The organism is Chryseobacterium caseinilyticum, from assembly GCF_014837145.1.
Lineage (GTDB): Bacteria > Bacteroidota > Bacteroidia > Flavobacteriales > Weeksellaceae > Chryseobacterium > Chryseobacterium caseinilyticum.
Genome location: NZ_JACYFS010000001.1, coordinates 729,510 through 741,650 on the forward strand (window position 1 = coordinate 729,510; position 12,141 = coordinate 741,650).

At 33.8% G+C, this 12,141-nt stretch carries 14 protein-coding genes; 4 read left to right on the forward strand and 10 right to left on the reverse strand.

Features of this window, described 5'->3' with window-relative positions:
• Window positions 1–202 precede the first annotated feature (202 nt).
• The 4 genes from IC610_RS03500 to IC610_RS03515 all read left to right on the forward strand — a co-directional run bounded on the left by IC610_RS03500 (window position 203) and on the right by IC610_RS03515 (window position 4,094).
• Complete coding sequence (locus IC610_RS03500) at window positions 203–700, forward strand: RNA polymerase sigma factor (RefSeq protein WP_191735259.1); 498 nt, start codon at window positions 203–205, stop codon at window positions 698–700.
• Window positions 701–713: 13 nt separating this feature from the next.
• Window positions 714–1,520 carry a hypothetical protein gene (locus IC610_RS03505; protein ID WP_191735260.1) on the forward strand — a complete coding sequence of 269 codons (807 nt, stop codon included), beginning with the start codon at window positions 714–716 and terminating at the stop codon, window positions 1,518–1,520.
• A 78-nt stretch (window positions 1,521–1,598) separates the two neighbouring features.
• Window positions 1,599–3,680 carry a M4 family metallopeptidase gene (locus IC610_RS03510; RefSeq protein ID WP_191735261.1) on the forward strand — a complete coding sequence of 694 codons (2,082 nt, stop codon included), beginning with the start codon at window positions 1,599–1,601 and terminating at the stop codon, window positions 3,678–3,680.
• 201 nt (window positions 3,681–3,881) lie between these two features.
• A complete protein-coding gene (locus IC610_RS03515; protein ID WP_191735262.1) occupies window positions 3,882–4,094 on the forward strand; it encodes a hypothetical protein in 213 nt (70 codons plus the stop codon).
• A gap of 52 nt (window positions 4,095–4,146) precedes the next feature.
• Here the strand turns inward: IC610_RS03515 and IC610_RS03520 are convergent, their stop codons facing one another.
• From IC610_RS03520 to IC610_RS03565, 10 genes are all read right to left on the reverse strand, one after another.
• Complete coding sequence (locus IC610_RS03520; protein WP_191735263.1) at window positions 4,147–4,350, reverse strand: hypothetical protein; 204 nt, start codon at window positions 4,348–4,350, stop codon at window positions 4,147–4,149.
• Between the two features lie 232 nt (window positions 4,351–4,582).
• Window positions 4,583–7,066 (reverse strand): AsmA family protein, encoded by a 2,484-nt coding sequence (locus tag IC610_RS03525; protein ID WP_191735264.1) that lies wholly within the window; start codon window positions 7,064–7,066, stop codon window positions 4,583–4,585.
• Window positions 7,067–7,309: 243 nt separating this feature from the next.
• The gene (locus tag IC610_RS03530) at window positions 7,310–7,681 is read right to left on the reverse strand and encodes a response regulator transcription factor (RefSeq protein WP_191735265.1); all 372 of its coding nucleotides are present in this window, start codon (window positions 7,679–7,681) and stop codon (window positions 7,310–7,312) included.
• 213 nt (window positions 7,682–7,894) lie between these two features.
• Entirely contained in the window at window positions 7,895–8,170 is a 276-nt protein-coding gene (locus tag IC610_RS03535) for a hypothetical protein (protein WP_191735266.1), read from the reverse strand.
• Window positions 8,171–8,261: 91 nt separating this feature from the next.
• Window positions 8,262–8,405, reverse strand: coding sequence for a hypothetical protein (locus IC610_RS03540; RefSeq protein ID WP_191735267.1), 144 nt, complete (start codon window positions 8,403–8,405; stop codon window positions 8,262–8,264).
• A 40-nt stretch (window positions 8,406–8,445) separates the two neighbouring features.
• Window positions 8,446–8,931: a hypothetical protein gene (locus IC610_RS03545; RefSeq protein WP_191735268.1), complete on the reverse strand. Its 486-nt coding sequence runs from the start codon at window positions 8,929–8,931 to the stop codon at window positions 8,446–8,448.
• A gap of 201 nt (window positions 8,932–9,132) precedes the next feature.
• Window positions 9,133–9,744, reverse strand: a complete 612-nt coding sequence (locus IC610_RS03550) for an alpha-ketoglutarate-dependent dioxygenase AlkB family protein (RefSeq protein WP_191735269.1) — start codon at window positions 9,742–9,744, stop codon at window positions 9,133–9,135.
• Window positions 9,745–9,831: 87 nt separating this feature from the next.
• On the reverse strand, window positions 9,832–10,593 hold the full coding sequence (locus IC610_RS03555) for an XRE family transcriptional regulator (RefSeq protein ID WP_191735270.1): 762 nt from the start codon (window positions 10,591–10,593) through the stop codon (window positions 9,832–9,834).
• A 190-nt stretch (window positions 10,594–10,783) separates the two neighbouring features.
• Window positions 10,784–11,188, reverse strand: coding sequence for a membrane lipoprotein lipid attachment site-containing protein (locus tag IC610_RS03560; RefSeq protein WP_191735271.1), 405 nt, complete (start codon window positions 11,186–11,188; stop codon window positions 10,784–10,786).
• Between the two features lie 77 nt (window positions 11,189–11,265).
• Window positions 11,266–11,946, reverse strand: coding sequence for a DUF421 domain-containing protein (locus IC610_RS03565; RefSeq protein ID WP_228462847.1), 681 nt, complete (start codon window positions 11,944–11,946; stop codon window positions 11,266–11,268).
• Between the last annotated feature and the right edge of the window lie 195 nt (window positions 11,947–12,141).

Consider the following 12,141-nt stretch of genomic DNA (forward strand, 5'->3'; position numbering starts at 1 on the left):
TTTACCAAATTTTGAAATAAGGTATAATATTTACTTATGTCTTTTATTCATATTTCCTATCACTATTTCTGATACCTAATTGTAGATTACTACTGCATCATAGATAAAACTCACGTAGTGATCATTAAAATATGATACCATATCGGTGTTAAATAATGTAACATTTTGCGAATTTTTTTACTAACTCTACAGTTCAGAGCACATGACGGAGAAAGAAAAGGAATATCTCGAAAAAATAGACAAACATAAAGGAGTTATCTTCAAGATTTCTAAAATGTACATGGATGATTATGATGATCAGAAAGATCTCTATCAGGAAATCATCTACCAGACCTGGAAGTCCTACGCTGACTTTCAGGGTAAGAGCGATTTCGCAACCTGGCTCTACCGCACTGCACTGAATACCGCTATTCTCTTTTTGAAAAGTAAAAAAAAACGCAGCTTTATTAACAATCAGAGTATTGAAAACATTTTGATTTCGCAGGATCAGTACAATGATGATGACGACCGGAATATCAAACTGATGTATGAAGCTATTCAGCAGCTTTCCGGTGTAGATAAAGCGCTGATATTTTATTTTCTCGAGGATTATACAGGCAGGCAAATCGCCGAACAGCTGGGAGTTTCTGAAGTTAATGCCCGTGTAAAACTGAACCGCGCAAAAGCGAAATTAAAAGACTTAATAGCAAAAAAAAAATGAAAAGCAAAAAAGTATGGAAATAGATAATTTAAAAGAATTCTGGAAGAAGGATCAGGAAGAACTTCCGGAAGTTCCGCTGGAAAAACAGGATGAGATCTTTTCACCTTTAGAAATGATCAGGATTAATATGAAAACTGAATTCTGGCTGTTGATTATTACTTTGCCAGGTTTGCTTTATGGTTTTCCCTTCGACAACAAAAATGTAAACATAAAAACAATTTCTGCGTTTGAGGTCTTGTTATCAATCGGCTTCATGACTTATTTTTATACACGGTTCATCAAGCTTTACCGAATGCTGAGAACAACCGGCATTAATACAAATTATGATCTTTTTAATATCAAAACCCAGCTTCTGGTAAGCAAAGAAATTTATATCTCATATTACATCACTTACATTCCTCTTGCGTTTTTGATTGCCCTGATCAATGTCAACTTTCATCTCGACAACGTTTATTACATCGCCATCTTTGCAGTAAGCCTCCTGGTTTCAGTTCTTGTTGTCTTCATTATGATCAGGTTTTGGATTCATTACATGTATGGCAGACATATTTCTGAAGTTGTTGCTATCATAGATGAACTTAACGGTGTAGTAAATGAATCACAAGTTAACGGAAGAAAATCATGGTTTGAGAGATCGCAGTTGTTTTTAAGGTCAAAATACGGTTTGAAGGGGCATATTGCCAATACCGTACTATGGTTTTTCTTTTCTTACATTTTGCTGACCTTAGTTCTTATTGTAGTGATTTGCAGTATGGTTATCTTGGGAATAAAGCTTGATATCATTGATAAATCTTTGCTCCTGAAAGCTCTTGAGAATTAGTTTTTTAAATTTATTTCTTAAAATAGTGTAACATTTTTGGTTTTTTCCTACTAACTGTTTGAAATAATCAAACTGTTTATGAAAAAAACCAATACACTATTCAAAAATTTAGTCATAGTTCTTTCACTGAATGTGGCAGCTGTAAATTTCGTTTATGCTCAGGACAACAGATCTGTCAGAGATTTTCCTGCATTTACAGTTACTCCCAATTCTCCGTACGGAAACTTTCAGGTAAGCTTTGAAGGGAAAAATGTCTCGTCTTCATCTTTAGCTTCTTCTTTGGGAAAATGGCTGGGCGGTAGCTCAGATGATACATTTCAAGTTGTAAAATCATGGAGGGATGAATTAGGAATTAAAAAAACGGTCTACCAGCATTTTTACAAAAACGTGCAGGTTCAGGACGACATTATTGTATCTCATGAAAAAGACGGTACTGTGCTTTCAGTAAATGGGGAATTCGTAAATAACATTAATGTAACAATTGCTAATACATTATCAGTACAAGATTTGAAAACTCTTATTGCTACTGATTCTAATATCGCTTTAGACAAAATTCAGCTTTCAGATATTGAAAATGTTATTGTTAAAGTTGATACGGGAAATGGTGTGAAATTGTACAACGCTTCTAAAGTTGAGGGATATTCTTTTTCGCCAATGACATCTAAAGTATATTATGTTGATAACGCTTCGAAGAAAATTATTAAATCTTTTTCTTTAATACATCACGTTGATACACCATCTACAAGTACAACTTATTACAAAGGAAATCAAAGCATTACGGTTGATTCTAATAATGGAGCGTACCGTTTAAAAAACAACGCAAAAAAAGTATGGACCGTAGACGCAACAAATTTTGACACTTCAACTGTTAACAGCATTGCAACAACTACAGATGGTTTTAAATTCTTTGCAAATACAGATACAGTAACTGGTTTATCTACAACCTACAATACAGATTACACAAATCCTACTGCGAACTTCACGGGCACATCATCAAAGACTGCTGTGGAAGTTCACTGGTCAATTGGTGCATCCAACGATTACTATTTGGCAAGATTAAACAGAAACAGTTTCGACGGATTAGGAACTCCAATTGTCAGCTACAATAATTTTAACTTCGGAACGGCCGCCAGTCCAAGTGGTACGAATGCGACAGCAATCACGCTTGGAGGAAGTCGTTTTATGGCATTTGGAAATGGTGCTTTGCCATTATTTAATCCGTTTGTAGGTGTAGATGTTGGAGGACATGAATATTCTCACCTGGTTGTAGGTACTAACGGAACGGGCGGATTAACTTACCAGGCAGAATCAGGTGCGTTAAACGAAGGTTTTGCAGATATGCTTGGTGCTTCAATTGAGTTTTTTGCATCACCATCTCAGGCTAACTGGACGATTGGTGAAGGTTTAATGAACCCCGGAACCTATACAACTGGCGGTGCTAATCCACAAACTATAGTGGTTGATGTTAACTATTTAAGAAGTATGTCCAATCCTAAAAGTGCTTCAATTGTTACAGGTAAACAACCGGATACGTATGGTGGCACACACTGGATCGTTCCAACACCTCCATATAACCAAAATAATGATCAGGGCGGTGTTCACGTAAATTCGGGCGTAGCTAACAAATGGTTTTATCTTCTATCGGCAGGCGGATCAGGAACTAATGATATAGGAACTAATTATAATGTAACTGGTATAACCATATTAAAGGCTGAAAAAATTGCATATAAAACTTTAACAGGAGGCTACCTGACTCCTAACTCTAATTTTGCCGCAGCATATGCCGCGTCAAAACAGGCTACAATTTCGCTTTACGGAGCTGGATCTAATGAACTGCAACAGGTAGAAAACGCCTGGTGTGCTGTGGGTGTAGGTAGCTGTCTCAGTACTTTGTCTGTCAGTGATAATACTTTAACAAACGCACAAGGCATTAAAATATATCCGAATCCTGTATCAAATGGTCAGTTTACAATTGAATATGATCTGAAAGGTAATGCGGAATATGAAATTTATGATCTATCAGGAAAAACAGTGCTTGCAAAGCAAAAACTTGAAAAAGGTATCAATAAAGTTTCTGTGCCGGGAATTACCGCTGGTGTTTATTTGGTTAAAATCAATGGAGATGAAGCCAATATTACGAAAAAAATAATCGTGAAATAATCTTTCATTTTTAGATATTATAAGGTTCCGGTAGATCATCTGCCGGAACTTTTTTTTATCTTGAACAATAATAATATGATGAAATTTACTCAAAATTATCGCTTTCAGATCTCAGATTATCTTAAGTTAATTTGCTTTCAAAAAAAACAATTTTTATAAGAGTAGAGAAAGAGTTAGTATCTTCAGGAAAATGCTGCTGTGATGAATTTTACTTTTCAGTATTTAAAGAAAGTGGTTTCAGAATACATTTCAAGAAACCAAGATTTTATCTTTCTCAGCGCAGAGGGAAGATGCATGAAATACGTTTTAAATAATAAAAGTCTACTTCCCAGAGTTCCGGCCAGGTTTATTTCTTCAATAACCGGTGTAACCTACTTTTCACTGAGCAGAATTAAAAAAAAGAATTCGGCATAATAATCCGACAATTGAATAATGTTCTAAAATTTTAGCTGAGTTTGGAATTTATTTAAATGAGATTATTTTCTTTCAAAACTACCCCAAGTTGAAACAAAGTAGTTGCATTATACTGCTTCCGGATGATACGTAGTCTTTTTTCAATCATGCTTTCACTGATTTTCACAGAATGATGCTTTGCCATCAAATCTGAAATTTCAAGTACTTTGTATCCATTAGCAAGATATTTTACGATTAACAGGTCTCTTTTCTCCATGCAGTAAAACTACGTAATTTTTAATTAGATGCTTTTGGAATTTTACTTCTTTTGAAAAGAACATTCTTTAATGTATAATAGAAACTGTGAAATTTCATTTACCTTAAAGGAAATTGAAAAAATGCATTTGCAGAAATAATAAATATTTCGCAAAAATAACATTTTTCCTTTCTTCATTAATTAGGTTCTATACTGATTCATCCCAATCCCAAAAATACAACCAAATCATTTTTTATATCACATATTTCTTTAAGCCTTCCATAATTCCCTGCCACAACATACTGAAGAAACTGCGTTCCGGTTCACGCTTTTTTTCGATAACCACATGATCTGGTTCGCCAGTTGACTCATTTTTTACAAACCAGTTGGCAACGGTAGTTAAAATTTTTCGCTCTTTCCCTTTTTTGTTAAGCAAATTGACATACATGTCTTTGTATTTAAAATAGAATTTGCCGGCAATTCCGTCCGAATTGCCATAATAATCAAATTTAATATAATCAATTTGTCCGTCAAGTGTCACATTAAGATAAGGTCGCACAAAAAGATTTACATTTTCTGCCGATAATCTTTGTATATTTCCGTTGATAGTGAATTTATCAGATTTGTCTAACACGTCAAATTTCCAGTTAACATTGGTATGAGCATTATCATAAAAATCAAACTCAGCATCTGTTTTGATTACTGTCGGTCGACCTTTAATTTTACCGTTGTTTACATTAGCGATATTCGCATTGAATTTGCTGAAAATAATTTTCCCTGGAATATTGCTGTTGTCAGCATCTTCTTCATAAATCAATTCAGAATTTTTGAGAACCACATTTTTTACAAACATTGGCATCTTCATATCACGTAATTTTTTGCTGAAAAGATATCTCACAGCAATGTCATCCGGTGGTGCAAGGTCGTGGTAAATGTTGCAGTATAGTCCGTCAATAAAAACTTTATCAATATCAACTGCACCATTTTTACCGAAAGAAGTATTTTTATCTAAAACCGAAATTTTCTTTGCTTTCAGAGTATAAAGATCGGTTTCTTTTGCAATTATTTTGCTAAATGCCTGTCTTGAATATTTTGGTAAATACTGAATGTCTGTTACATCCGTCTTTTTTCCTGAATTTACAATTTCAGCAACTTTCAGACTGTAATATTTTCCTGCATCAAGATGCACTTTTTCTGCTTTTACATAATGATTTGCAGATGTGAAGGGCAAAGTTCCCTTAAGGGTATTTGGATCTGCTTTTACAGAATTTAATCTAATGTTAAATTTCCCTACAGATAATTTTTCTTTCGACTGAGAAGACTGTTTGATTTTTCCGTCGGTGATATTTACGTATCCAATCTGAGCCAAAAATTCAGGAACAGTATTTTTGTCAGATTTTGAACTGGACTTTTTTATTGCTGAAATTATCTCAATTTCTGGCTGGTCAATTTCAATTCCTGCGAAATTTAAATTAAGTTTTTGTCCTGTAAATCTGCTTGTATTTTTCAGAATTTTGAGCTGTTTTGTCGACACGGAAAACACGTCCTTCACGGCACTTTTACCCAAGGCAATCATTTTAAAATCGTCAACAATAATATCAGAATTTTTTGAAGTTATTTTTGAAACTTTTATAGCCTGCAGAGGATTCGTTTTAAAATAAATATTCTCTGCCTCAATATCGTGATTGGTAAATCGGAATGGAATTTTTTCTTTCACCGTATTTTTATCAAAAACAATATCACTCAGATTAAAATTAAAATTATCTATAGACGCAGTTTTTTCTTTATTGGCTTGGATAACAGCAATTTTCCCGTTTTTAAAGTTGATGTTTTTCATCCCGATTTTCATCTCAACTTCTTTCGGATTTTTGTTTTTTTCTACAATATTTTTGCCTGTAGACATTACTTTTAAATCTGGTTTAATGAAGGAAACCTGAGAAACAATCAAAGAATCCTGACTTACATTGAAGTCTTTTGCTAAAAATTGTTCCGCCGCAAAGTCGAACACATTTTTTGCATTGTATTTTGACGGATCCTGCAATGGTTTCAGTCGGAAAGCATTTAAAGTTAAAGTTTTATTATCGGTACTGATTCGCTCCGCATCAATTTCGTAAAATTCATTTACACCAATTTTTACATCGGCCGCTTCAATATTGATTTTTGAAAAGGCAAGCGGAATTTTCGATGAACTCTCACTCTGCTTAATATCTTTTATGTTGATCTGAATGTTTTTTCCTGTAAAAACAGGTTTTCCCTGAGAATCTGTCACGTTTGCCGTTACATTCTTTATTTCTAAATCATTAACGTGTAAATCCAGAGGTTTTCTCTCTTTTGCTTCTTTTTTCTTTGGAGCCGCAATCCGCATCATAATATTTGAGTTGGTAAGAAGAATTTTATCCGCCTTGTACGACTTTTTAAATGCAGCAGCAAAAATACCAAGATCTGTGATCTCAATTTTCTCAGCATTGCCATTGATCTGTGTTATGGCTTTGTCAGAAGGATTTTTGGTGGAAATGTCAACTTTCAGTATAGAAATATTACCTTTAAATAAATTCAGTTTAAAATCAGCTAACTTCACTGTGTACGGAGTTTTACTGCTGATGAGAGACGGCAGCTTTTTTTCCAGATAATATTCTAAAGCAAATGGGAAAAGTACAGCCAGAGCAATAAGTACAGCGGCAATAGAAAGCAGCCACTTTCGGCGACGACTTGAAGAGGGTAGGGTTTTGTTTTTCATCGGTGAGAATCTAAGTACCTCCTAAACAAAACGTATTCCAATTATGTTCAGAGTCATTTTTCGGCGGAAAATAAAGAATTATGGGAGAAAAATATTTTATTGTAAATGCACGGGAAAATGTACTGACAAAATTATAAAAATGTCAACTGTATAAATAAAAAAACTATTGATAACTGCAATTTCAAAAAAAGAGTATTTTGAAATTTCTGTGAGAATTTATTTTCTTAAAACGAATTTTCTTAACTAATGACTTTCTTTTGACGCCATAATCTCTTTAATTTGCGATAAAAGATGATCAATATCAAAAGGTTTTGCGATAAAACCATCAGGTTGGCAGTCATCTGCAAAATGTTTAAGCTGAGCATGAGCGCTCATAATAAGTACTGGGATTTCTGCGTTTTCGCTGCTGGTTTTTATTTCGCTGCAAAGATCTATACCAGATCCGTCCGGCAACATCACATCGAATAGATAGAGATCCGGCTTTTCTTCTTTATTGCGTTGAGCAAATTCTTTGACATTTTCAAACGATTGCACGGCATAATCTTCTGAAGTTAAAAATATTTCAAGAATTTCTCTGATGGAATCATCATCCTCTACGATATAAATTTTTCTCATATTTCGATATTGCAATAATAGCACCAATCAGGTGAATAATTTTCAGTTTTTATGGTTTAAAAATATTGAATTGTTTTTGGAAAAGTTTTAGATTTACTTTAAACACTTGCTTTATAAAGAAAATATTATGTTCAAAATAAAATTATTTTTGAAGAATTGTACTCCCAAAAAATTGTTTTCCGATCTTAATCTTGAATTTTTCTTCAGATCAACCTACATGATTTCTTCGTTCATACCACCTTTAGCACAATTAAAAATGCGTTCAGCTTCGTCGAAAAAAATATTAATGGAAATCTCAAAACCATTTGCCATAAAAAAAGTAACTCTACCTTCATTATTATAGCTGAGAAAGCCAATATGATTGACATTAATGATCACAGGTTTTCCTAATGCCTTGGCTCCTTCAAGGGCATTTGGTCTTTTTAGATTTTCGATAGATGAAGATTTAATATAGATTAAACCGTCTGATGTAGATCGTATTTTTGGCATAGTTTGGCAAAATTAAACAAATTATGCAGAATTGAGTATGATTTGATGTTTTTTACTTTATAGCAGAAATATTTTGGTTAAAAAACTTCTTCTACAACTGCGATTTGTATTCTTCAAGCTCGCTTAGAATTTTCATCTTTACGCTCCGAAAATCGATGCTTCCAGCTGACTCTTCTAAAAACGGGTTAAAGTCATCAAAAAAAATCCAAAACCTGATGGCTTTGGATTTCAACATTTTTAAAATTGATTCTTATTTAAATAAAAAATTTTAAAGTCTATTTCTTAGGTTTTAAACTTAAATTATCAACATAAACCGCCTGATGAATCCCGTTTAGCATCACCTTCAAACCTACATTAGCATCTTTTTTAAGAGCGATATCGAAAGTTTTTTTGTTACCGTCAATTTTCACTGCTTTGGCAACAGCAACATAAGATTTTGCATCAGAAGCATTATTTACAGAGAAAATTTCAAGCGTAGTTTCGCCGCCGTTGTCTGAAACATCAAGTGTTAATGTATATTTTCCTGCCTTGATTTTTGGAGTTACCAAAAACATCTTTTCTCTGGGATTTGTCATTGAATAAAACACCACTTTTTTGTCTTTGGTATAAACCATTGCTTTTCCCTGCTGTGCCGTCCAGCATTTATCAATATCCTTCCAGCCATCAAAATTTTCTGAAAGTGTGGTTACCGTTTTGCATTGCGCATTAGACATTAGAAATCCACCAAAAACAGCTATTCCTGCAAATATAATTTTTCTCATAGTTTAGTAAATATAATCGGGTAAAATTACTTAAACCAGACGGTATTTCAAAGTAATTTAGAATTAAAATAAATTAATTCTGCTTCATATATGATTCAAAAATTTAGACAACGGTAGATAATTCAGCAGAGATCAATGATAAAACTTGGATTTAATTTTAAACAAAATAGTCGTCGAAATAATATCAATTCAAAACCAAAGCTAAATTTCACGCATCAATCTGAATGTCAAATTAATACGCTCGCGCATAGGGTGAGTTGATTTGGCAATTCTGTGTTGCCAGTTTTCCTGCAAATCTCCTTTCATAATCAATAAAGAACCGTGGGGTAGAGGCAAACTGTATCTTCTGCTGTGATCATCCAACTTTCTAAAGTCAAATTTTCTGGTTTCTCCTAAGCTTATCGAAGCAATCACAGGGCGCTCTCCGTATCTTTTTTCTTTATCGCGATGCCAAGCTACAGAATCGTTATTGTCACGATACAGATTAAGCAAAACAGAGTTAAATTCATATCCAAACTTATCCTCAATTTTCTCTTTCAATGATAAAAGTTCGGGCGTCCAGCTGTTGACCTCAAATTCACTTCCTCCAAGTTTATAAGCTTTTTCGCCGTCGCCATACCAAGCTGTAAGACGCGGAGTAAGAACGGTTTTTTCATACATTTTCTGAGTTCTCTGCTTCCACGGACTTTTTGTTAAAAGCATAGCCTGCAGAAGATTGGCTTCCTCTGGTGTGAGGAAATTTTCTCTGAATTCCAGAAGATCAAGCGGAAAGTTGTAAAATTCTCCCGTATCAAATAAACTGAGCTGTCCCATTATTTTCAAATCTTTTTAGTTGAAACTTTGTTTAATACTTTTTTTGTCATTTGTGTAAAAACTTAGAATCAAATATGTTTCAGTTTGCTAAGTTGTCTTTTTAGAAGTCCTGATTTCAGATCTTAACTCTTCAAACATACTTCTGATTTCTTTGTATTCCAGATTTTCAATTCTAAGTTCCTGAGTGTTGATGCTGCAGGCAAATTCCCAGATTTCGTAGACTTCGTGCCATTTGATTTCGTAGGGTTCATAGAAAGTATTATCTGAACTGACAAAACTTCCCGAATCATTCTGATGAGAATATCTTTTGTAAACAATCCCGTCCTTGGTGATGAAGATGTAGGTTTTTCCTTTCTTTAAATCTTTTCTGTCTTCCACATATTTTCCAACGATAAATGTTCCGTCGTTGTATGGCGGCATAGAATCTCCATCTGCAGGAAAAGCCCTGAATTTACCATTTCTTAAGAACGGAAGAGAGAGATGTTGCAGGCTGTCTACAAAGTCCGGATCACTGTAACCGTTCAGATACCCCATACTTGCTTTTTGGGGAACGATTTCAATTTTGTTCTCTCCGGTTTGATCCACTTTCATAGGAAGCAAAGTTCTGTTGTTTGGCAAACTGACCAGATCTTCTACAGAATATTTTTTTAAATCAACCGTAATCAACAAATCGATATTGACTTTAAAATATTTTGAGATTTTAATTAAAAGTTCAATTGGCGGCTCCGATCTTCCTTCTTCATAAGTAGAATATCTCCCACGGGTAATTGAAATTTCATCAGCAACCTTTTGTTGGGATGCTTTCATATTGTCTCTTAAAAATCTAATGTTTTCTGACAGAATCGACATTGCTATAAATTACAGCAACAAATATATTGATTTTCGCAATAAAAGATATCATTTTGATTAAACTATTTAAAATAAAAATTCCCTCCATAATCTGAAGGGAATTTTTAATCTGCTTTTTATTTTAAGCTTTTAATAGAGAGGATGCAGCGTGTTTATTCTAAATAAATTAATTTCAATAAAATCTGGAATGTCATTTAAGTATAATTTTATAATATCCATTTTCATCTTTCACATCGATGGCAATTCCTGTAAAGGTTAATTTATTAATCTGATAACCATCGCAGCCCCCTTTAAACTCAGATGATTCAATAGAAAAATTGAAAGTTCTGACGGGAGAATAAAAAGTATAATTTTTAGTTCCGTTAAGAAGACCTACATTTTGTAAAACAATTCTGTCGTCATCGGTTTTGGTAACCTGCACACCAACCTGATTTTCATCCTGAATTGAGAAAGGATTGAGTTTGCCGTTTGTAATGAGGTTTTCACCATTATCATCTACAAATTCAAAAACAATCGGCAAAGGAGCGTTGTAACATTCTTCGCCGCAGGCAGTCAACATGAATGTGACCAAAAGAAAAAATATTATTTTTTTCATATCGTAAGATTAATTCGGTTATGTAAAATTAAACATAATTTTCAAATTTAATTTTATTAAAAATCAACTTGTTTGCCTTAGGTCAACCGGAGTGTATTGATTGCTTTTACCCATTCAGTTTTTTCGCATCGACTGCATTTTTTCTGTCCAGCTTCCAGAAATAAGGAATGACCGCAGTAAGTACATGAATAATAACCGGCCTGCTCAATCAACTGTAGTTTCTTTTTGTAAACATGAGGTAAAATGGGAAGACCGTACATCACCTCATCATCTTTAAAATAATAAAAACTGATATTGCCTGTAGTTTCCAGAATAGCTGTTTTTACCTGCCCGACATGTTCTATCGATTCCTGTCTCATTTCGGAGAAAAATTCGTCTTTGGCAAAGGTGTGATCTTTTTTTACACCTAAAACAAATTCACCGTTTTCGATCACGTAAAGCGGTTCTCCTTCGATTATATTTTCAAATTTTTCGCTTTTGGTTGCAATATAAGTTATGAGTCGGTAGAGAAGAATAATAGCAGCAAAAACAATAACGGATGACAGTACAGATGATTCTTTGTTAAACATCGGATCGCCGGCTGCGGAGCCTAATGCAATGATAATTGCCACTTCGAAAAGTGAGAGTTGCCGAACTCCTTTTTTGCCCGATAATCTCAGTATAAGCAAAACCATACTGAACATGATAAGTGTGCGAACGGTGATTTCAATAGCAAAACTGAAATCGAGATCACCTATAAATATTCTATTCCATTCCAAAATTGAGAGATTTATTTTATTGACCAGCATGTAAACCTTGCTGTAGAGTGTATTTTCTTTGTAAATGATTACAAAAGTCCCGCCACCAATGATTTACTAAGCAATCTGGAGCATTTAAATTAAATTTATTTAAGACAATGTTAAAGCTTAAAAATATTGACTAGGAAACAATGTTTCAGATATTGAAAAGATTTG